General features: G+C 58.3%; 19 protein-coding genes. 7 read left to right on the top strand and 12 right to left on the bottom strand.

Annotated features, from left to right (window positions below):
* Positions 1–72: 72 nt before the first annotated feature.
* A complete protein-coding gene (locus tag Q0955_RS11960) occupies positions 73–1,155 on the bottom strand; it encodes a TRAP transporter substrate-binding protein (protein WP_299424528.1) in 1,083 nt (360 codons plus the stop codon).
* 249 nt (positions 1,156–1,404) lie between these two features.
* Between Q0955_RS11960 and Q0955_RS11955 the strand changes: the two genes are divergently transcribed.
* Positions 1,405–2,832 carry a cache domain-containing protein gene (locus Q0955_RS11955; RefSeq protein ID WP_299424526.1) on the top strand — a complete coding sequence of 476 codons (1,428 nt, stop codon included), beginning with the start codon at positions 1,405–1,407 and terminating at the stop codon, positions 2,830–2,832.
* Complete coding sequence (locus tag Q0955_RS11950) at positions 2,829–3,479, top strand: response regulator transcription factor (RefSeq protein WP_299424524.1); 651 nt, start codon at positions 2,829–2,831, stop codon at positions 3,477–3,479. The genes Q0955_RS11955 and Q0955_RS11950 overlap by 4 nt, the downstream gene beginning before the upstream one ends.
* Before the next feature lie 103 nt (positions 3,480–3,582).
* Here Q0955_RS11950 and Q0955_RS11945 read toward each other — a convergent pair whose 3' ends face one another.
* The gene (locus Q0955_RS11945; RefSeq protein WP_299424522.1) at positions 3,583–3,960 is read right to left on the bottom strand and encodes a VOC family protein; all 378 of its coding nucleotides are present in this window, start codon (positions 3,958–3,960) and stop codon (positions 3,583–3,585) included.
* A 301-nt stretch (positions 3,961–4,261) separates the two neighbouring features.
* On the opposite strand from Q0955_RS11945, the gene Q0955_RS11940 reads away from it, so the two are divergent.
* Both Q0955_RS11940 and ilvN read left to right on the top strand, forming a co-directional pair.
* Positions 4,262–6,016, top strand: coding sequence for an acetolactate synthase 3 large subunit (locus Q0955_RS11940; protein ID WP_299424521.1), 1,755 nt, complete (start codon positions 4,262–4,264; stop codon positions 6,014–6,016).
* A gap of 11 nt (positions 6,017–6,027) precedes the next feature.
* Positions 6,028–6,591: an acetolactate synthase small subunit gene (gene ilvN / locus Q0955_RS11935; RefSeq protein ID WP_299424519.1), complete on the top strand. Its 564-nt coding sequence runs from the start codon at positions 6,028–6,030 to the stop codon at positions 6,589–6,591.
* A gap of 82 nt (positions 6,592–6,673) precedes the next feature.
* On the opposite strand, the gene Q0955_RS11930 is transcribed toward ilvN, so the two are convergent.
* Positions 6,674–7,057 (bottom strand): hypothetical protein, encoded by a 384-nt coding sequence (locus Q0955_RS11930; protein WP_299424518.1) that lies wholly within the window; start codon positions 7,055–7,057, stop codon positions 6,674–6,676.
* 305 nt (positions 7,058–7,362) lie between these two features.
* On the opposite strand from Q0955_RS11930, the gene Q0955_RS11925 reads away from it, so the two are divergent.
* The 3 genes from Q0955_RS11925 (at position 7,363) to Q0955_RS11915 (ending at position 9,577) form a co-directional block, all read left to right on the top strand.
* The gene (locus Q0955_RS11925; RefSeq protein WP_299424810.1) at positions 7,363–8,121 is read left to right on the top strand and encodes a helix-turn-helix transcriptional regulator; all 759 of its coding nucleotides are present in this window, start codon (positions 7,363–7,365) and stop codon (positions 8,119–8,121) included.
* Positions 8,122–8,213: 92 nt separating this feature from the next.
* Complete coding sequence (locus tag Q0955_RS11920; protein WP_299424516.1) at positions 8,214–9,368, top strand: aromatic ring-hydroxylating dioxygenase subunit alpha; 1,155 nt, start codon at positions 8,214–8,216, stop codon at positions 9,366–9,368.
* The gene (locus Q0955_RS11915) at positions 9,365–9,577 is read left to right on the top strand and encodes a hypothetical protein (protein WP_299424515.1); all 213 of its coding nucleotides are present in this window, start codon (positions 9,365–9,367) and stop codon (positions 9,575–9,577) included. The genes Q0955_RS11920 and Q0955_RS11915 overlap by 4 nt, the downstream gene beginning before the upstream one ends.
* Before the next feature lie 9 nt (positions 9,578–9,586).
* Here the strand turns inward: Q0955_RS11915 and Q0955_RS11910 are convergent, their stop codons facing one another.
* The 9 genes from Q0955_RS11910 to Q0955_RS11870 all read right to left on the bottom strand — a co-directional run bounded on the left by Q0955_RS11910 (position 9,587) and on the right by Q0955_RS11870 (position 20,280).
* Complete coding sequence (locus tag Q0955_RS11910) at positions 9,587–10,237, bottom strand: pyridoxamine 5'-phosphate oxidase family protein (protein ID WP_299424513.1); 651 nt, start codon at positions 10,235–10,237, stop codon at positions 9,587–9,589.
* Between the two features lie 11 nt (positions 10,238–10,248).
* Positions 10,249–11,004, bottom strand: coding sequence for a DUF2189 domain-containing protein (locus Q0955_RS11905; RefSeq protein ID WP_299424809.1), 756 nt, complete (start codon positions 11,002–11,004; stop codon positions 10,249–10,251).
* A gap of 177 nt (positions 11,005–11,181) precedes the next feature.
* Positions 11,182–12,609, bottom strand: a complete 1,428-nt coding sequence (locus Q0955_RS11900) for an amidase (RefSeq protein WP_299424512.1) — start codon at positions 12,607–12,609, stop codon at positions 11,182–11,184.
* Positions 12,610–12,786: 177 nt separating this feature from the next.
* The gene (gene prfB / locus Q0955_RS11895; protein WP_299424510.1) at positions 12,787–13,914 is read right to left on the bottom strand and encodes a peptide chain release factor 2; all 1,128 of its coding nucleotides are present in this window, start codon (positions 13,912–13,914) and stop codon (positions 12,787–12,789) included.
* A 135-nt stretch (positions 13,915–14,049) separates the two neighbouring features.
* On the bottom strand, positions 14,050–15,774 hold the full coding sequence (locus Q0955_RS11890) for a methyl-accepting chemotaxis protein (RefSeq protein ID WP_299424509.1): 1,725 nt from the start codon (positions 15,772–15,774) through the stop codon (positions 14,050–14,052).
* Between the two features lie 49 nt (positions 15,775–15,823).
* Entirely contained in the window at positions 15,824–16,393 is a 570-nt protein-coding gene (locus Q0955_RS11885) for a hypothetical protein (RefSeq protein ID WP_299424507.1), read from the bottom strand.
* Positions 16,394–16,564: 171 nt separating this feature from the next.
* Entirely contained in the window at positions 16,565–19,117 is a 2,553-nt protein-coding gene (locus tag Q0955_RS11880; protein ID WP_299424506.1) for a penicillin-binding protein 1A, read from the bottom strand.
* 132 nt (positions 19,118–19,249) lie between these two features.
* A complete protein-coding gene (locus Q0955_RS11875; RefSeq protein ID WP_299424504.1) occupies positions 19,250–19,870 on the bottom strand; it encodes an isochorismatase family cysteine hydrolase in 621 nt (206 codons plus the stop codon).
* A complete protein-coding gene (locus tag Q0955_RS11870; protein WP_299424503.1) occupies positions 19,867–20,280 on the bottom strand; it encodes a MarR family transcriptional regulator in 414 nt (137 codons plus the stop codon). Before Q0955_RS11870 ends, Q0955_RS11875 begins: the two co-directional genes overlap by 4 nt.
* Positions 20,281–20,403 lie beyond the last annotated feature (123 nt).

Below are 20,403 nucleotides of genomic sequence, written 5' to 3'. Positions count from 1 at the left end.
GCGCCCTGTCCGTTTTTGCAAAAGGCCCCCCGGAGGTCACCGAGGGGCCAATCTGCTTAGCTTCTCAAGGCCTTAGCCCATCACGCGGTCACGCTGAGCGCGGTACACGCCTTCGGATTTAACCAGCCAACCGGAAGACGCTTTCATGCTTTCTTCTACGGAGGCACGGACTTTGGCGAAGATTTCGTCGTCCATGTACTCGTCCAGAGTGTCTTTTGCGGCTGCGCCCATTGCATCCCAAACGGTGTCTGGGAATTCCAGAACCTTCACACCACCGGCTTGCAGACGCTGCAGCGCCGCACCGTTGTTGTTCAGGAACTGAGCCAGGTTCCACTGGTGGGTGGCTGCGGCTGCAGTTTCGATGATTTTCTGGTTCGCAGCGGACAGGCCTTCGAACACTTCGCGGTTGGTTGCGAGTGTCAGAGCGGCACCTGGCTCGTGGAAGCCTGCGGTGTAGTAGAACTTGGTGATTTCCTGGAAACCGGCTTTTTCGTCAGCCCATGGGCCAATCCACTCGGTGCCGTCAATCGCGCCAGACGCCAGCGCCTGATACACTTCGGAACCTGGAAGGTTCTGAACAGATGCACCCATCTTGCCGAGCGCTTGACCGCCCATGCCAGGCATACGGAACTTCAGACCTTGGAAGTCTTCTGGACCGGAGATCTCTTTGGAGAACCAGCCACCAGCCTGTGCGCCAGTGTTACCCGCCAGGAAGGATTTCAGGCCGAAGATTTCGCCCAGCTCGTCATGCAGAGCCATGCCGTCGCCGTGGTGGTACCAGTTCATCATTTCCTGAGCGGTCATGCCGAATGGTGCTGCGGTGAAGTACTGATACGCAGGGTGCTGACCGGTGAAGTAGTAGTCAGCCGCGTGGTACATATCAGCCTGACCAGCGGTCACGGCGTCAAATACTTCAAATGCGCCAACCAGCTCGCCGGCGGCTTTGATTTCGACGGTCAGGTTGCCGTCGGACATGGCGTTGATGGTGTCAGCTGCGTGCTGAGCCGCGTCAAACACACCTGCAAGGCCACGGCCCCAGGATGTTACCATGGTCAGTGTTTGTTTGCCGGTTGCATAGGCCGGTGCTGCCAGAGTGCTGGCTGCGGCTGCGGTGCCGCCGAGTGCAGACGTCTTTAGAAAAGAACGACGATCCATGTAGGTCTTCCTCCCAGAATGTTGTTCAGCTCGGGTCTCCCTCCAGAGACTCCAAGCGGATCGTTGAAGTGGGGCGAGCCTAGCCTTGCCCCTACGTAGAGGAAATACCCACTACCGCGTAGAAACCGACCAAATGGCCAAAAATCCGGACCAATTTCAAAAGTTAATTTTGGGTTCACAGGTTCGTTAGCGGTAACGAAGATGATTCTAACCTAGGATTCGCCCCCAAACTTCCGTAACGAATCGAACATGCGACCCATTTGGCCCCTCCTGCGACTGTCTTACGGTCAGAAGCTTTTTCTGCTGGCAACCGTACCCTTGCTTTTGGCGGTCGCGGGCATTTCCGTTCTCGTGGCCAATCAATCTCGCCAATTGGCCGACCGTGAAATCCGCGCTTTAGAGGCACAGCTGATCGAGGCCAAAAAAGCGGAACTCAAAAACTATATCTCGATTGCCCGCACAGCTTTCATCAACATCTATGGCCGCGCCGCGCCGGATGACTACGAGGCCAAACTTGCCGTCACCCAAATCCTCTCCTCTATGCTCTATGGCCAAGACGGCTACTTCTTTGTGTTTGACTATGACGGCAACAACCTTGTCAGCCCACGTCAGACCTACCTGATTGGCAAAAACTGGCGTGGCCTCACCGATCTGAACGGCACAGAAATCACCGATCCCCTGATTGAAATTGCCCGTTCCGGAGGCGGGTATCACAGCTTTGACTGGGCCAAACCCTCCACCCTCGAGACCGCCCGTATGGTCACCTATGTGGTTGGCCTACAAGACTGGCAGTGGGTGGTGGGCACCGGCATCTTCATTGATGACGTGCTGGAAAGCGTCGCCGCCGCCCGTGCCGAAGTCGAAGAGCGCGTGCAACGCACCTCTTTCTATATTCTGGTGATCACTGTCGCCTGCCTCACGCTTGTGTTTCTGTCCGGCTTTTTCATCACCGTACGCGAACGCCGCCTGGCGGACGCCAAGCTCAAAGCCCTGACCCAACGGGTGTTTGACGCCCAGGAAGAAGAGCGCGGCCGTGTAGCCCGTGAACTGCACGACGGCATCTCGCAACTACTTGTAGGCGTGCGCTACGCCCTCGACAGCGCCACCCGCCGCCTCAAAAACGGTGACGACCGCGGGTTGGACTCGCTGGACAAAGGTGTACAGCACCTCTCCGGCGCCATTCAAGAGGTCCGCCGCATCTCGCGCGACCTACGCCCCGGCGTGCTCGATGACCTCGGCCTTGGCCCTGCGCTCAAGGCCTTGACCGACGACTTCTCAGCCCGCACCGGTATCGAGACCCATTTCAACACCGTAGTCTTCCGCAATCGCCTCGACCAGGACGCCAAAATTGCGCTCTACCGGATTGCCCAGGAGGCCCTCACCAACATCGAACGTCACGCCGGTGCGACCACCGTTTCCATCGACGTGCGTGGCCACAAAAAAGGCGCGACCCTGCGAATTGCCGACAACGGCAAAGGCCTACCGCAGGAACGCGATCCCTCCGCCCGTGGTGGCCTTGGACTGCGCAACATGCAGGAGCGTGTGGAACAGCTCGACGGCACCCTGCGCATATTCTCTTCTCGCTCCGGCACGGTGATTGTGGCAGAAGTCCCGCTAAGCCACATCCTGACGCCCGAAACCGAGGGCAACGACAAGACCCGAAAGGCCAGCGCATGAGTTCAGACACAAGCATCAAAGTGATGATTGTCGACGATCACCCGATGGTGGCCGAGGGCATCGAGTCCATTCTGGAAAGCTATGATGACATCACAGTTGTCGGCACGCTCTCCAATGGGCGTGAGGCGGTGGACCAACTGCCGGCGTTAAAACCCGATGTGGTGTTGATGGACCTCAACATGCCGGAGATTGGCGGCCTGACCGCCACCGAGATGTTGTTGGAAATGGACCCGGATCTGCGTGTGTTGATCCTGTCGATGCACGACAGCCCGGAATACATCTCCACCGCCCTCAGCCACGGTGCCATGGGATATGTGCTCAAAGACGTGCCAACCGAGGAGATCAAAACCGCGATTGATGCGGTGATGGGCGGCAAAAAATACCTTTGCACCGGTGCCAAAGGTTCACTTGAGCCATCCGAAACCGGCGCCCGCGAACCGCTCACAAGCCGCGAGCAAACCGTGCTGCTGCAACTGGCGCAGGGCAAATCCAACAAAGAAGTCGCCAACGAGCTCAACATCTCGGTGCGCACCGTGGAAACCCACCGTAAAAACATCAAACGTAAGTTGGGAATCTCGTCCACCGCCGGCCTGACCCGCTACGCCATGGAACATGGTGTTTTACAAGGCACCGGCGTCGGTTTGTAAGCCCCCTCGCCCGGCGCCCCCACAACTTCATTTGACCGCAAATATCCCGGGGGGCATAGGGGCTGGCCCCCATTTCCGCGCACGCCTCAAACGGGCCGCCGGCTTAAGGCGCAATTGCCTCGCCAAAAAAAATGAGGTTCCCGTCCTCATCCAACACGTGAAATTCCCGCTGCCCGTAAGGCTGGTCAAACGGTGCCCGCACCCGGCTTGGTGGCAGGCCATTCAGCGCTTCCAGCAAATCGGCAAACAACGCATCAATCCCGGCGACATCAATGTAAAACGACATCTCCCCCCCGGCTAGTTCCTCACCCGCCTCCACCTCTATCAACCGCACCGCCACGGCCTCACGCCGCAAAAAAGCGTAGTTGCCGGCCACAAATCCCTCCTCAAAGCCCAACACGTCGCAATAAAACGCAATTTGCCGCGCCAAATTGCTGCAAGGAACAAACGGTGTGATCTGATTCAACCTGAATCCACTCATAATATTTCATCAAATTTCACAAGACCCCAGGGTTTACGCAATAAATGGAAAGAATTTACGCCTGAAACGGTGCTTTTCTGTAGTTTTCGCGGTTGACGCCGCGATGCAGCAGCCATAAGGTCCGATCCGAACACATTAAGTCACCCCACTTGAGGACAAAAACGATGCCAAGGCTAGTCGTCATTGTCGGAATAAGGCGCATGGGCCGGTAACGGACACCATAACGGTACCCCATGCGCCCTCGCTCATAAGCGGGGGCTTTTTTGTGCAGCTAGTAATGTCGTCGGTAACGGAGAGAATGATGACACGTCAGATGACCGGAGCAAAAATGGTAGTTCAAGCCCTGAAGGATCAGGGAGTGGACACAGTCTTTGGCTATCCCGGAGGGGCTGTCCTACCCATTTACGACGAGATTTTTCAGCAAAATGACATTCGCCACATTCTGGTGCGTCACGAACAAGGCGCCGTGCATGCCGCCGAAGGCTATGCCCGCTCCACCGGCAAGGTTGGCGTGGCACTGGTGACCTCTGGCCCCGGCGCAACCAACGCCGTGACCGGCCTGACGGATGCACTTCTGGACTCGATCCCAATTCTGGTTCTGACCGGCCAGGTGCCGACCTTCATGATTGGCTCTGACGCCTTTCAGGAAGCGGACACCGTCGGCATCACCCGCCCGTGCACCAAGCACAATTGGCTGGCCAAAGACACCGACACATTGGCGGAAACCCTGCATCAGGCGTTCCACGTGGCCCAAACTGGTCGCCCCGGTCCCGTGCTGGTGGACATTCCCAAAGACGTGCAGTTTGCCAATGGCACCTATACAGCGCCGGAGAAATCCGACACCACCATCTACGCGCCGGAAACCAAAGGTGACATCACCGCCATCAACGAGCTGGTTGAGGCCATGGAAAAGGCCGAACGTCCAGTGTTCTACACCGGCGGCGGTGTGATCAACTCCGGCCCCAAAGCCTCCAAACTGCTGCGTGAACTGGTGGAGGCCACTGGCATCCCAATCACCTCCACGCTGATGGGGCTTGGTGCTTATCCGGCGTCGGGTGAAAACTGGCTCGGCATGCTCGGCATGCACGGTCTCTACGAGGCCAACATGGCGATGCACGACTGTGACCTGATGATCAATATCGGCGCGCGCTTTGATGACCGCATCACTGGCCTCATCTCCGCCTTCTCGCCCAACTCGATCAAAGCCCACATCGACATCGACCCCTCCTCGATCAACAAGGTGATCCCGGCGGACATTCCAATTGTGGGTGACGTGGAAAGCGTGCTGACGGACATTCTGAAAGTCTGGAAAGCCCGTGGCCGCACCGTGAACCGCGACGCCATTGCCAACTGGCAAAGCCAGATCAGCGAGTGGCGCAAGGTGGAATGCCTGAAATACACTCAGGAAGGCAAAGTCATAAAACCCCAATATGCCCTGGAGCGTCTTGAGGCACTGACCAAAGAGCATGACCGTTACATCACCACCGAAGTTGGTCAGCACCAGATGTGGGCCGCGCAATACCTTGGTTTTGAAGATCCCAACCGCTGGATGACCTCCGGTGGCCTCGGGACCATGGGCTACGGCACCCCTGCCTCCATTGGTGTGCAGGTAGCGCATCCCGACAGCCTCGTGATCAACGTGGCTGGCGAAGCCTCTTGGCTGATGAACATGCAGGAAATGGGCACCGCGGTGCAATTCCGCCTGCCGGTGAAACAGTTCATCCTGAACAACGAGCGCCTCGGCATGGTGCGCCAGTGGCAGGAACTGCTGCACGGCGAACGCTACAGCCACAGCTGGTCTGAGGCCCTGCCTGATTTTGTGAAGCTCGCCGAAGCCTTTGGCGCCAAGGGCATCATCTGCTCCGATCCGGATGACCTGGACGAGGCGATCATGGAAATGATCAATTACGACGGCCCGGTGATCTTTGATTGTCTGGTGGAGAAACACGAGAACTGCTTCCCGATGATCCCGTCGGGCAAGCCGCACAACGAAATGCTTCTGGGCGAAGCCAGCACGCAAGGCGTTATCCAAGCTGCCGGCGCGGTGATGGTGTAAGGAGAGAGATCATGGCTGCTCTAAAAATCAAAAAAGGCTCCACGAGCCACTCCGCATACAACCTACGTCCCAACTTTTCGGATGAGGTCGAAACCCACACGCTCGCCGTTCTGGTGGACAACGAACCGGGCGTTCTGGCGCGGGTGATTGGCCTGTTTGCCGGGCGTGGCTACAACATCGAAAGCTTGACCGTGGCCGAGGTGGACCACACCGGTCACCTGTCGCGCATCACCATCGTAACCACCGGTACACCGCAGGTGATTGAACAGATCAAAGCGCAGTTGGGCCGCATTGTCTCGGTGCATGACGTGCATGACCTGACCGTCGAAGGTGCCTCTGTGGAGCGCGAACTGGCCCTCTTCAAAGTGGCAGGGACTGGTGAAAAACGCGTTGAAGCCCTGCGGCTGGCCGATATCTTCCGCGCCAATGCGGTGGACAGCACGCTGGAAAGCTTTGTGTTTGAGCTGACCGGCACGCCGGGCAAGATCGACGCCTTTGCTGACCTGATGCGCCCGCTGGGCCTGATCGAAGTGGCGCGCACCGGTGTTGCGGCCCTCTCGCGCGGCCCCGAATAAACCCTGACGCTATAGCGCAGCAAAAAGGGGCCAGCTGGCCCCTTTTCTTTTGTCTGGTTGTCTTGGCTGCGCCGAAACTCAGCTAACTGACTTTGCGCGACCGTGCGACCGCCTCCAAGTCAATCACCTCCGCCGACGCGCCTGTGTCCTCTGCCGCTTCCGGCAGATGCAAAGCCGCCCGCAACGCGCGTGCAACCTCTCCGGATTCCACTGCCATCGCCGCCTGCAACAGGTGCTCTGCCAATGGCGTGCCTGGAGCCAGACGACGCAGGTTCATCGCACGCCGTTGGTCGCCAACCAGCATCACTTCAAAAATCACCAGATCCCCGGCCGCCAACACCACGGCATCGCTCCCCAAAGCGGCCGCATCTGTTTCTGCGGAGTAGTAGGCCAAGTCCGCGTGATCTTCACACCAAATTACCGCTGTACCACTTGTGTTGTCATGCCAGAGCACAACCCCATTCATTCCTTTCCCTCCCCTAAACTCGTTATGTCCCGTGCATAGATGAGCCAGCCCAAAACACAGCTGGCGCATGTCCCTGCCCCAGCCTACAGCCAGTTTCCCATCAACCCATGGCCAATTTTGTGTCGGCCCCATTGCAAGCTGGTGCCAAAATGCGCCAAGATGACGCCATTCAGCGTCGAAATTGACCACAAGCGGATTTTGCACACGTTCTGCGAGTTATTCAATGACAAACACAGCCGGAGAGCCAATTGTCACAACCCGAACCTGCATTGGAAGCAGAAACACATCCTGCAGAGCTACGTCAAATGTTTGGGCGAAATTTGCGGGCGCTGTGCGCCCCGTACCGCTCTGTGTCCGATCTGTGCCGCCAATTGGGAATCAACCGCACGCAATTCAATCGCTACTTGTCTGGTGAGAGTTTTCCACGCCCTGATGTGCTACATATCATGTGCGCATTTTTTGACGTCGACGCCCGTATTCTGCTGGAACCTCTGGAAAACCTCGACACGCGCCCTGGTGTGCTCAATCATCCGTTTTTGGAGGGCAATATCGGCAGTGGCATGCAAGCCCTGACCGAAGACGCTTTCCCCTCTGGCTTTTACCGCTTCTCCCGCAAGAGCTTTGTGGAAACCGAGCTTGTGGTTGTCGGGCTGGTCTATGTCTTCCGCGACAACCAATACACCTTCCTGCGCGGTTATGAGCCCCGCGCCGCCATGAGCACTCATGGTCTGCCCACCAATGGCCCTCTGCGCGAGTATCGCGGCTATGTCTCCCCCCAAGAGGACGGCATCTCCATCAATGTCTCCCACCGCCACAACATGGCCGCCACCTTCAGCTTCCTCGGGCGCGTGGCCGCCTTTCAAAACAAGTTCTGGCTTGGCTATTCCGCCCGCCCCACCCGCGAGACCCTGCGCGGCCGCCGCGTGGCCCGCATGGTCTATGAACATATGGACCTGCCCCTACAGGAGATTGTCGCTCTGGCCCGCAAAACCGGTTACGTCGATCCCGACGACTTGCCTGATTTCCACCAACGTCACCTGATGCTCGACACCCCATTCACTTGACTGGCGCATCTGCGGCATCCGCTGTCGCAGATAGGCCGGACCAGTCTTAAACATGCCGCCTAGGCTACCTGTGCCAGCCACAGGAGCCCGCCATGTCCAACCGGAAACCTCACGCCGATCCCCTCGCATCCGTGCGCCTACCCGTGGCCACGGCCAACGGCTTGCCCAACGCGCATTACACCGATCCAGCGGTGTTTTCAGAAGAGGCCGACGCTTTGCTAAAGTCCACATGGGCGGGGCTGGCTGTCGCCTCCGATGTGCCCGAACCGGGCGACGCCGTACCGCTGACCTTCCTTGGCATGCCACTCCTGCTCCTACGTGACAAAGCTGGCACTGTCCGTGTCTTCAACAACGTCTGCCGCCACAGAGGCATGATCCTCGTAGAGGAACCGCGCAAAATCGAAGGCGCCATCCGCTGCCCCTACCACTCCTGGTGCTACGCCACCGACGGCCGTCTGGTCACCACGCCCCACGTCGGCGGTCCCGGCCAAAACACCGATCACAACATCGACCGCGCCACGCTCGGCCTGATCGAAGTCCGCTCCCACATCTGGCACGACATTGTCTTTATAAACATCTCCGGCGATACCCCAGCCTTTGAAGACCAACACGCCGCCCTGCTGTCGCGCTGGCACGCCTTTGACCAACCGCACATCCACGGCGGCGCCGACAGCCGTTTCACTCTCGATGTCGCCACCAACTGGAAGCTCGCCGTGGAAAACTACTGCGAAAGCTACCACCTGCCTTGGGTCCACCCCAGTCTCAACAGCTATTCCCGCCTCGAGGATCACTACAACATCGTCGAACCGGAGCATTTCTCCGGCCAGGGCACCCACGTCTACCGCCAACTCACGTCCAAGGAGGGCACCACCTTCCCCGACTTCGCCAACCTGCCAGATTTCTGGGACCAAGGCGCCGAATACATCGCGCTTTACCCCAACGTGCTCCTAGGCGCCCAGCGCGACCACGCCTTTGCAATCATCCTGGAACCTCTGGCCCACAATCAAACCCGAGAACACGTGCATCTCTACTACGCCAGCCAAGACACCAACGACGCCCTGCGCGCCACAAATGCAACCCAATGGAAACAGGTGTTTGAGGAGGACATCTTTGTCGTTGAAGGCATGCAGCGTGGACGATCTGCCCCACATTTTGACGGTGGTCGTTTCTCCCCCGCCATGGACGCGCCCACCCATTGCTTTCATGACTGGGTCGCCGCGCGCCTGCAGGCACACCGCGCCCCATGAGCGACTTGGAAGCCCGCCTGCTCGCCGCCCATGCCGCAGACGACAAAATCGCGTTGGTCACACTCTACAAAGAAGCCGCCACAGCAGCAAAAACACCCGAAGCAAAAGGCTTCTTCCTCACCCAGGCCTACGTCTACGCGATAGAAACCGGCCACCCTATAGCGGCCGATTTGCACCAGAACCTCAAAGCCACGGGCCGTGAGGCCTGAAACACAACGTCAGTACATCGTTTCCCGATAGCGCGCCTCAAGCTGCGCATCGAGTTTCGCCATTTCCTCTGCATCCTCAGGCGCGCCCGTGCTCTGATCCAGCACCATATTGCTTAACGAAGGCATCCCGCTACGGTCCTGCAACGACGCAGGGTCCCACAGCTTGGATCGGCGGAACGCTTTGGCACAGTGCAAGAAGACCTCTTTCACCGACACCACAATCGCCGCGCGCGGCAACCGGTCCTGCACTTCCATCAGCGCCAATATCTCCGGATCCGTCGTCACCTGCGCCGTGCCATTCACCCGCAGCGTCTCGTCGAACCCCGGCACCAGAAAGATCAGTCCCACATTGGGGTTGGCCACGATGTTGGTCAGGCTATCAATCCGGTTGTTGCCCGGCCGCTCCGGGATCACCAACGTGCGCGCATCGAGCACTTTTACAAATCCCTCAGGATCACCTCGGGGCGTCACATCCGCCAAGCCATCCGGCGCCTGCGTGCCCAAACACAAAAACGGGGCACGGCTGATAAAATCCCGCGCGTGTTTGTCCAGATAGTCGATGCATTTCTTCTGCGACAAAGACTCAGGATTGGGTGTCTTAAACACCGCCCGCAACCCTGCCACATCCGAAATCACAAACTCCGGCTTCAACTCACCCATTCTACTTGCCCTCAGCCGTCTTCTTGCGCACCCGCCGCTTTGATCAGCGCGTATAAATGCCAACTGCCATGGCCCAGCACCGGCAGGCAAATCAACAATCCGAGAAATCCGGGCAGCAACGCCAAAAACGTGACGCCCGCCACAACGGCCGCCCACATCAGCATCACCACAAAATGGTTCTGCACATAAGCAAAACTGGTGATCATCGCGGTCACAAAATCAATCTCCCGGTCCAGCAACAGCGGCAAAGACAACACCGTGATCATGTAGAGCAGCAGCGCAAACAGAAACCCGACAATCGAGCCCACCAGCAGCATCGTGATGCCGTTTGTGGTGGTGTAGATCTCAAAGGAGCTCGACACATTCGTCATCGGTGCCAGCCCCAGAAACAGCGCAAAAATCATATGTGCCAGAAAAAACCAGAACAGGAAGACAATGATGATGATCGCACAGATCGACGGCAATTGCCGCTTGCTCTGCCGCCAGACCACGCCGGCAATCAGCGGCCAGTTGATCTCCCAGCCCCGCTCCAATCGCAGCGACACCTCATATAGTCCCACGGCGGCAAACGGCCCCAAAAGCGGAAAGCCAATGGCCGCAAAGGTCAGCCAATAGCTCTGCCCACTGGCCACGGTCAGCCAGGTCATCAGCCAGCCGCCAATCACATAAAAAAGCCCAAACCCAATCCCGTACATTGGCTTACGCACAAAATCCCGCAGCCCCAGCTTCAGCGCCTGCCCCAACATGCCCGCCTTCACGTCGCCCATGGCCGGGGCGCCATGGGCGCGCTCACCATTCTCGCTGCGTGCGGCGGACAGTTGTGTTTCGCTCATGGGTTTTTCAGAACCACGGTTTTCCCCCGCGCCCTTAAGTGTCTCCTCAGACATGCGGCCTCCCTGCGCCTGCTCGCTCCCCGGCGATCAAAGCCGGTTTGCTGTCTTAAATCAACCGTTTGGAATGTGTGGCGGACGTTTCTGCGGCCATTGCGTCGCCATATGGTAGGCCTCCGCGACTTCCAGCAGCCGGACATCCGTCCCTTTGGCCCCAATAAGCTGCATACCCATGGGCAAACCGGCTGCGTTAAATCCCACCGGCACGCTGATCGCAGGCAAGCCAAGCAGGCTTGCGGGCACCATCACCTGCATCCAGCGGTGATAGGTGTCCATCACCACACCCGCAATTTCCTTGGGCCAATCCCACTCTGCCGGGAAAGGGAACACCTGCGCCACGGGCAACACCAAAACCTCATAAGTTTCAAAAAGCTCAGCGGCTCTCGCAAACCATTCCGAGCGCACTTTGGTCGCCCGATGCAACTCCAACGCCGCCATCTCCATACCGCGCTTGATTTCCCACTGCGCTGCAGGCTTGAGCCGCTCCCGCTTGTTTTCATCCTCATAAAGCGCGACCAACTCCCCCGCCAAAGCAAAAGCCCGCAAATCGCTCCAGCTCTGGAACATCTCTTCCGCATCAAACGGCGGTTCAACATCTTCCACCACAGCACCAGCGCCGCGCAGAACGTCCACACCATCCTCACAAAGCGCCAAAATCCCTGCCTCCATCGGCATCGCGCCGCCCCAATCGGCCAACCAGCCAATCCGCGCGCCTTCCACCGAACAAACTTCCGGCAGATTCCAATCTTGCACCGGCAGGTTAAACGGCACCCTCGGCTCGGCTTCGGCCATCACGGACAGCAACAGCGCACAGTCGCGCGGACTGCGCCCCATCGGGCCAATGGTCGACAACTGCTGCCAGAAGCTCTCCGCCCCGATCTCCTTAGGAACCACGCCCCAGCTTGGCCGAAAACCATAGACGTTGTTCCACCCCGCCGGATTGCGCAGGCTGCCCATCATGTCGCTGCCATCCGCCAGCGCCACCATGTTCATCGCCAAGGCCGCCCCGGCCCCACCGGAACTGCCCCCCGCCGTGCGGCTGGCGTCATAGGGGTTCAATGTCACCCCATGCACTGGGTTGTAACTGTGAGAGCCAAGCCCAAACTCGGGCACATTGGTCTTGCCAATGAAGATTGCACCGGCACGGCGCATCCGCGCCACAAACGCACTGTCCTTGTCGGCCACACGCTCCGCAAACAGCGGGCTGCCCTCAGTGGTCCGCATACCTTTCACATGCGAAAGCGCTTTCACCGCAATCGGCAGGCCATGCAACGCGCCACGCTCGGTAACCGGCACCGCATCCGCCGCCCGCGCCGCCGCCAACAGCGTGGCCTCGTCGCGTAAATCCACTATTGCGTTCACCGCCGGGTTGCGCTCCCCAATCCGCGCCAAAGTCGCCACCATCACGGTCTCCGCGCTCAAATCCCCGCCACGCAACGCCGCCGCCAACTTGCCTGCGTCCCAATCCAAAAACTCTGCCATACCCTGCTCCTCCTCCGCCTCAGAGGATCATGAACAGGTTAAACACACAAGCACGCCAACAAACAAAAGCGCCCCACCATTCGGTGAAGCGCCTGCACATTCTCATTCCCAAAATATCCTGGGGGAGTCACATCCTCGATGTGACGGGGGCAAAGCCCCCTCAAACCCGGATCGGCCTTAGTCCTCAGACTGCGCGTCCGCGCGGCTCATACCCGAGACGTCCATCGCCAATGTCGCCGCCATCAACCCATCCAGATCGCCATCCAGAACACCTTTGGTGTCGCTGGTCTCGTAACTGGTGCGCAGGTCTTTCACCATCTGATACGGCTGCAACACGTAAGAGCGGATCTGGTTGCCCCAGCCCGCGTCGCCGGCGTTTTCATGCACCTCATTCACCAGCGCAGACCGCTTGTCGAGCTCAATCTGATACAGACGTGACTTCAGCGCTTTCATGGCAATATCGCGGTTCTGGTGCTGCGACTTCTCGGAGCTGGTCACCACAATCCCGGTGGGGTGGTGGGTGATCCGCACCGCCGAGTCCGTGGTGTTCACGTGCTGACCACCAGCGCCCGAGGAGCGGTAGGTATCAATCCGGATATCCGCCGGGTTCACCTCAATCTCGATGTTGTCATCTACCACTGGATAGACCTTCACCGACGTAAACGACGTGTGACGTTTCGCGGCACTGTCAAACGGCGAAATCCGCACCAGACGGTGCACGCCGCTCTCAGACTTCAGCCAGCCATAGGCGTTGTGTCCGGAAATCTTATAGGCCGCCGATTTGATGCCCGCTTCTTCGCCCGCGCTCTCGGCCTGAAGCTCGACTTTGTAGCCCTTTTTCTCGGCCCAGCGCACATACATGCGCGCCAACATGCTGGCCCAATCACAGCTTTCTGTGCCGCCAGCGCCAGAGTTGATCTCCAGGAAGGTGTCATTGCCATCCGCCTCACCATCTAGCAGGGCTTCCAGCTCTTTTTCTGCCGCTTTGGTGACCAGCGCCTTAAGCGCCTCTTCGGCCTCCGCCACAACCTCGTCATCTTCTTCCATCTCGCCAAGTTCAATCAGCTCAATGTTATCAGACAGCTCGGTCTCAATGGCTTTCACAATATCCATCGCGTCGACCAAAGTCTGGCGCTCGCGCATCAGTTTTTGCGCCGCCGCAGCATCATCCCAAAGGTTTGGATCTTCGACACGGGCGTTGAATTCTTCGAGCCGATAGGGTGCGGTTTCCCAATCCAAACGCTGGCGCAACAGGGTCAGGGATTTTTCGATCTCTGTAACGGTGTTCTGAGCTTCAGCGCGCATGGGAAAAGACCTTCTTATGGGTTCAGATCAGCGTGATAGCGCAGGCCTGCCTGCCCCGCAAGTGACGACGCACGGCCAAGCGCTTTGCCCGGCTGTGCGTCATAGAGTTTTTTGCTGCAGTGTCGCGAGACCCGCTTACGCCGCCCGGCGCGCCGCACCTTCTGGCGTCACCTTGAACACCGACACTTGAGAGGCCAACTCGCTGGCGTCGCTGTGCAGCACGGTACTTGCCGCCGCAGTTTCTTCCACCATCGCGGCATTCTGTTGGGTCACACGGTCCAATTCCGACACGCCCTTGTTGATGCCGCTCAACGTGGCCGCTTGACGTTCCGCGCCGTCCGCAATGCCGCTGACACGCTCTGACACCGTGGCCACGCCGCTGATGATCTTTGTCAGCTCATCGCCAGTGCGGCCGACAAGCGTCACACCTTCATCCACATGGGTTGCGCTTTCGTTGATCAGCTCCTTGATCTCCGACGCCGAGTCAGACGAGCGCTGAGCCAAGGCCCGGACTTCTGAAGCCACAACCGCAAAGCCACGCCCCGCGTCCCCGGCCCGCGCCGCTTCCACGCCCGCATTCAGCGCCAGCAGGTTGGTTTGGAACGAAATGTCATCGATCACCGAGATGATCTGCGAAATCTTGTCTGAGGACGCCTGAATCAGCGACATCGCATCCACCGCCTGCTTCACCACTTCGCCGCTGGACTGCACGGTCTGCTTGGTCCCCGCCACAATGGTTTCCACGTCTTTGGCACCTTCTGCGGCTGCACGCACACTGGCGGTCAATTCTTCCATCGCATGGGCCGTTTGCTCCAACGTAGAAGCCTGGCTTTCTGTCCGGGTCGCCAGTGAGGTCGAGGAATCGCCAATCTCTTTCGAGCTGCTGCGAATACGGTGTGAGTTCTCCACCACGGCTTCCATGATCGAGACCAAGGTCACCAAGGTGTTGTTGTAGTTCTCCCGCAGCGGCTCATAGCCTTCAGAGAACCTCTGTTCGATGGGATGGGTCAAATCGCCCTCCGCCAAGCGTTGCAACGCCGCTGTCAGCGCTTCAACCACACGGTCCTGCTCCTGCTGGGCCAGCTTCTGATCCTGCTCCACTTCATGGGCTTCGGCAAGCTGCACCTTCAGGCCTTCAACCGTGCGGGAAATCCCGCCAATCTCGTCACCGCGCTCTACGTGTTTCGCAGGCGTGTCATAACGCCCTTCAGCAATGTCGCGCACCACTTCGCGCACGTCCTGCAACGGATGAGACACCACAGTGCGGATCACCCAGGCACAGAGTGTGCACATCACCAGAAACACCACACCTGCGGTGGCAATCGACAGCATATTGGCCGCCTGCGCCTGTGCCAACGCCTGATCCGGAGACCAGATGATCGCCACTGAGCCGGCAATCTTGCTGCCGTCTTTGCCGCTTCGCGCCGGTTCCGCCATCACATAGCCGTTCTCAGACCGCGCGGCTTCACCGCTCTCCAGAGCCTGTTTGGCCAGCGCCTCAACTTCGGATCCCGCAGCATTTGGTTGGGCGCCGGAGGTCCCAATTGCCTCACCGGCCTTATTCAAAGCAACCGCATACAACGCCTGACCGTCCGCACGATCCAGCGTGGTGTCCAAAATCGCTTGCAGGGACTCCGTGTCGCCAAACCGGATCGCACCGCTGGCATTGACCGCGGTGGAGCTGGTCATCTCTGTTGCAAGTTGAAACAGGCCGTTTTTGATCGACTTGGTCACCTGACGCTGGGAGTCCACGGTAAGCATCGTGGCCACGATCAGCGTGGTGCCCACAATCAACAGTGTGGCTTTCAAAAATACAGACAACTTATCAAACAGCGCCAAAACCGGCGAAAACAGTTTCATGATCTACTCCTGAAAAGGAAAGCGATCCCACTAGGGGACCGCATAACAATTATTCGAGGGTTTCCGCGTCAACACCGACAACAATCGCGCCAATGCTGGCACCGGTGTCCGGATCCACAATCGTCATCGAAATCTGCACCTGATAGGTGCGGGTCGAGTCATCCAGCTCCACTTCGCTGAAGTGATAGGCCTCTGGACCAACGCTGTAGGTTTGCTGATATTTGGCCTCGTCACCTTGCCACATGTCAGAGTTCACACCGGACGCCGCCACGTTTAGGCCAACAGAATCCATCACCGTAATCTCGGTGATCTGACCGGCAGACTTATCCAGTTGCATCCGCAAAAAATCGGCCGCTGCATTTTCAATCACTGGCGTAATTGTTGGGGTTGACGCGGCACCCACTTCGGCCCGCCATGTGGTGTCCATCTGATCGATGGTGGCTTGATCATAGCCAGCGGTGGTTTCGTTCTGTGCCTTGATCGCAGACACTAGGATCGGATCCTGCGCCCAGGTACGGATGTTATCATTCAGGAACGCTGCCATGGCAGGTTCATACTCGTTGGCCACAACAGGCGTCGCGGCCAGCACGGCCACAACGGCAAAAGCGGTTATTTTCATTGGAGGAGTCCTTGTTAGGCTGCAATTTGCTGCGCCTGCATAAGAGCCAAGTATTGCCGCCTCGTTAACTGCACAGGGCGTTAGCGCGAACTGCGTCATTCTGCACGAAAAAGCGGAGGCCGTTTCCGACCTCCGCTCAAATTTCACTTACCGATGAGTGGCTTATTTTGCTTAGTACAGCCCACCAGAGCTTACCGTGCCAAAGTCCGCCTTCGGCCCGACAACCCCAGTGCCGCCTGAGGAGGTCGTCACCTGACGGCCAGCCGATTGAACTTCCTCCACCAGCGGCAGGTTGCTGCCCATGGCAAAACCACCGTCATAGGCGATACCAAAGATCGGCTCTTCGCCGTCACGGAAGTACTCTGCCACAACGCTGGCGCCGCTGGCATCATTGTCCAGACGCGCACCGGTGTAGCGGTCGATCTTGATGAAGTGGCCACCCGGCGGTACGCGAAATTTCCCGCCACCGTATTTCTTGATCGCCTCTTTCATGAACTCCTGGAACACCGGACCACAGGTGGTACCGCCGTAGGTGCCACGCCCAAGCGGGCGCGGGCGGTCATGCCCGATGTAGCAGCCCGCCACGATGTTGCTGGTAAAGCCCACAAACCACACGTCTTTGGCTTCGTTGGTGGTCCCGGTCTTACCTGCGACAGGCACCGGCAGCTTGATCTGGCTAGAGGCTGTCCCTCGTGTCACAACACCCTGCATCATCGAGGTCAGCTGATAAGCGGTGATCGCATCCATCACGCGCTCACGGTTGGTCACAATCCGTGGCCCCCGGCTCTCCGGCACGCTTGGATCCAGACAGTCGGTACACTCCCGCTGGTCATGACGATAGATTGTTTTGCCGTAGCGGTCCTGCACCCGGTCCACCAGGGTTGGCTCCACCCGCTCACCACCATTGGCAAACATCGCATAGGCCGCAACCATCTGATACAGTGTGGTTTCATCCGCGCCCAGCGAGTTCGCCAGGAAGGCGCCCATATTGTCATAGACCCCAAAACGCTCCGCATAACGTGCCACGGTTTCCATCCCAACTTCCTGCGCCAAACGAATGGTCATCAGGTTCCGGCTCATTTCGATGCCGGTCCGCAATGGGGTTGGGCCGTAGAATTTGTTGGTCGAGTTCTTCGGACGCCACACACCTTGGGGCGTGTTGATCTCAATTGGCGCGTCAATCACAATGGTCGCAGGGCTATAGCCGCTGTCCAACGCCGAGGCATAGACAAACGGTTTAAAGGATGAGCCCGGCTGACGTTTCGCCTGCGTCGCACGGTTGAACACCGTGTCCTGATAGCTGAAGCCCCCCTGCATCGCGATCACCCGGCCGTTGTTCACGTCCATCGCCATAAAGCCGCCCTGCACTTCTGGCACCTGTCGCAAGGTCCAGCGCACAAAGCTGCCGTCGCTGTCTTTGGTCATCGCCCTGACAAGGACAACATCCCCTTTGGACACCAGATCGCCGGCCACTTTGGCCTTGCTGGCAAGGGATCCGTCTTCTCGCTGCTTGCGGGCCCACTGTGCGTCCTTGGCTGGAACCCAATGGCCGTCGTCGTCATCTTCAACACCTTCGATGCCGATACGTGCATCGTTTTTGCCAACCTCAAGCACCACCGCCGGATGCCACTGACCTTCCAGGTCCACATCCCGTGGGATAGACACATTGGCCAGCGCCTCGCGCCATGCCGCCTCATCGCCAAGCACCTCTTCCGGCAACACCTCGCCAGTGCCACGCCATACGCCCCGCGAGCGGTCATATTTTTCCAGCGCCCGACGCAACGCCCGCGCCGCCACATCCTGCATTTCCGGATCTTCCGTGGACCGCACCGCCATACCGCCAGAGAAAAACTCGTCTTCGCCAAAGTCACGGCTCAGCTGACGTCGGATCTCATCAGTGAAATAGTCACGAGGTGGCCGTTCCGTTTTGTAGCTCTCATAGTCGCCATTCTGAACCGACTTCAGAGGAAGCGCCTTTTCACTCTCATAGACCGCCTGCGTGATCACACCGTTCTCGGCCATCTCCTTGAGCACAAAGTTCCGCCGTGCCAGAACCCGATCCATGTTGCGCACAGGATGAAACTTGCCCGGCGCCTTTGGCATCGACGCCAGGGTTGCCGCTTCATGCGGCGCCAGCTCTTCCAACGTCTTGTTGAAATAGGTCTGCGCCGCCGCAGCCACACCGTAGGAGTTCTGACCGAGGAAAATCTCGTTCATGTAAAGCTCAAGGATCTGATCCTTGGACAACGTGTCTTCCACCCGCGTTGCCAGAATGATCTCTTTGATTTTCCGCTCAATTTTCCGATCACCGGAGAGCAGGAAGTTCTTCATCACCTGCTGCGTGATCGTCGACGCCCCGCGCACGTTGGAGCCCCGCGACTGCACCGCCTCTACAGCCGCCGCCGCGATACCACGTGCATCATAGCCGGAGTGGGTGTAGAAGTTTTTGTCTTCCGCCGAGATAAACGCCTCTTTCACCAGAACCGGAATCTCATCCGCTGGCACAAACAGACGGCGCTCTTTGGCAAACTCATCGATGATGTGCCCCTCACCCGAATAAATCCGGCTGATTGTTGGCGGCTTATACTGCGCCAGGCTCTCATGGCTGGGCAATTCCTGACCATAAATCCAGAACACCGCCCCAATGGAGAGCGCCACTACGGCAATACCCATGGTCACAAAAGTGAAAATGGTGCCGAAGAACGAAAGGATGAATCGTATCACGCTGGAGGCCTTCTGAAGTCGCGTCTCAAAGCCCCTCTATATAGAGGCCCTTAGGCAGGGTCAAAACACCTTGCCGCGATAACAGCGCCTTGCGCGTGGTTTTGCCGGAAATCGCACCTCAACTGACCACCATCACGCCAGGGCAATGCCTTGCCTCTGCAAATCGGCGCGTGTTTTTGCCATGTTCTGCACCGCCAGAACACCCGGCTCCACCACGGTAACATCATACCCACGGCGTACAGCCGCCAGGGCTGTCTTGGCCACGCAATAATTGTAGTCCAATCCAACAATTCGCAATGCGCCTACGTTCAACTCCGCCAACAGCTCATCCAACGCACCGGTTTCAAACCCGTCCTGCACCCGTTTGACAAGCTCATGATCTGCGTATCCCACAAATGGAGCGGCCATTTCCGTACCAGAAGTTCCTGCAACCGCCTGCCCCTTCATCGTCAAACGCGCAATCACCTTGGTCGCTGGCAACGACCATTCCTGCCGTAGCGCAATCACTGGAGTTCCTTTCGCTTTAGCTGCTTGAACCTCCCCTAGGATCACCGTCGCAACCGCCTGCTTGTCTGCTTCCGAATACGGCCCCTCATTCCAAAACACCGATTGCAGATCGACCAACATCAGCGCCGCGTTCTCTCGCCCCTCAATTCGCTCCCCAGGGCTCACCTTCCCAATCCGGACCACGCCTCCCACAAGCCACAAAAAGCCCGCCACCAGCGCACCAAACACCACATACACAACACTCATCTCTCACCACCTGTTTTGCCCTTTAGGCTCTCTGTTAACCGCCGCACCACGTCCAAGGCCGTGGTAATCTCCTGTTCCTCAAACCCGTCGCCAATGGCCTCAAGCAGCCCCCGCTCCCGCGCGACCACCCCGTCGATCAACGCCTGCCCCTTGTCGGTCAGCACCAGAAGCGAGGATCTTTTGTGACGTGGATTGGGACGCTGTTCTGTCAGCCCCTCTGCCAACGTCTCATTGACCATGACTTGCACGTATTGCCGCTGAATCTCCAAATGACGGGCAATCTCTGGCACAGGAAGCGCGCCTTTCTCCCGCAAGATCTCAAGCACGGCGCGCATCCGCACCGTCAGGCCGGAGCCCTCAAGCCCCTGTTCCACAGCCAGTTCCGCAACTTGCATCAAAGGCCGCGACATCCAAACCAGGTGATATAAACGATCAATTTTTTCCATGTCATTATTAATGTCATATTGACATGCATAATGTCAATATGGATGGAAATGCGCCGCCCACAACCTCGGCCACCAACAAAATAAGGG

Origin of the sequence: uncultured Shimia sp. (genome assembly GCF_947493595.1) — a bacterium.
Taxonomy (GTDB): Bacteria; Pseudomonadota; Alphaproteobacteria; order Rhodobacterales; family Rhodobacteraceae; genus Shimia.
This window is presented reverse-complemented; position numbering and strand designations above follow the sequence as displayed.

Excerpts from the sequence above, each read along its gene's own strand:
- Q0955_RS11875 (WP_299424504.1), bottom strand. The coding sequence starts at position 19,870 with ATGAGTGTTGTGTATGTGGTGTTTGGTGCGCTGGTGGCGGGCTTTTTG.
- Q0955_RS11920 (WP_299424516.1), top strand. The coding sequence starts at position 8,214 with ATGTCCAACCGGAAACCTCACGCCGATCCCCTCGCATCCGTGCGCCTA.
- Q0955_RS11885 (WP_299424507.1), bottom strand. The coding sequence starts at position 16,393 with ATGAAAATAACCGCTTTTGCCGTTGTGGCCGTGCTGGCCGCGACGCCT.
- Q0955_RS11890 (WP_299424509.1), bottom strand. The coding sequence starts at position 15,774 with ATGAAACTGTTTTCGCCGGTTTTGGCGCTGTTTGATAAGTTGTCTGTA.
- Q0955_RS11955 (WP_299424526.1), top strand. The coding sequence starts at position 1,405 with ATGCGACCCATTTGGCCCCTCCTGCGACTGTCTTACGGTCAGAAGCTT.
- ilvN (WP_299424519.1), top strand. The coding sequence starts at position 6,028 with ATGGCTGCTCTAAAAATCAAAAAAGGCTCCACGAGCCACTCCGCATAC.
- Q0955_RS11900 (WP_299424512.1), bottom strand. The coding sequence starts at position 12,609 with ATGGCAGAGTTTTTGGATTGGGACGCAGGCAAGTTGGCGGCGGCGTTG.
- Q0955_RS11950 (WP_299424524.1), top strand. The coding sequence starts at position 2,829 with ATGAGTTCAGACACAAGCATCAAAGTGATGATTGTCGACGATCACCCG.
- Q0955_RS11945 (WP_299424522.1), bottom strand. The coding sequence starts at position 3,960 with ATGAGTGGATTCAGGTTGAATCAGATCACACCGTTTGTTCCTTGCAGC.
- Q0955_RS11960 (WP_299424528.1), bottom strand. The coding sequence starts at position 1,155 with ATGGATCGTCGTTCTTTTCTAAAGACGTCTGCACTCGGCGGCACCGCA.
- Q0955_RS11905 (WP_299424809.1), bottom strand. The coding sequence starts at position 11,004 with ATGGGCGACGTGAAGGCGGGCATGTTGGGGCAGGCGCTGAAGCTGGGG.
- Q0955_RS11915 (WP_299424515.1), top strand. The coding sequence starts at position 9,365 with ATGAGCGACTTGGAAGCCCGCCTGCTCGCCGCCCATGCCGCAGACGAC.
- Q0955_RS11870 (WP_299424503.1), bottom strand. The coding sequence starts at position 20,280 with ATGTCGCGGCCTTTGATGCAAGTTGCGGAACTGGCTGTGGAACAGGGG.
- Q0955_RS11930 (WP_299424518.1), bottom strand. The coding sequence starts at position 7,057 with ATGAATGGGGTTGTGCTCTGGCATGACAACACAAGTGGTACAGCGGTA.
- Q0955_RS11940 (WP_299424521.1), top strand. The coding sequence starts at position 4,262 with ATGACACGTCAGATGACCGGAGCAAAAATGGTAGTTCAAGCCCTGAAG.
- Q0955_RS11925 (WP_299424810.1), top strand. The coding sequence starts at position 7,363 with ATGTTTGGGCGAAATTTGCGGGCGCTGTGCGCCCCGTACCGCTCTGTG.
- prfB (WP_299424510.1), bottom strand. The coding sequence starts at position 13,914 with ATGCGCGCTGAAGCTCAGAACACCGTTACAGAGATCGAAAAATCCCTG.
- Q0955_RS11910 (WP_299424513.1), bottom strand. The coding sequence starts at position 10,237 with ATGGGTGAGTTGAAGCCGGAGTTTGTGATTTCGGATGTGGCAGGGTTG.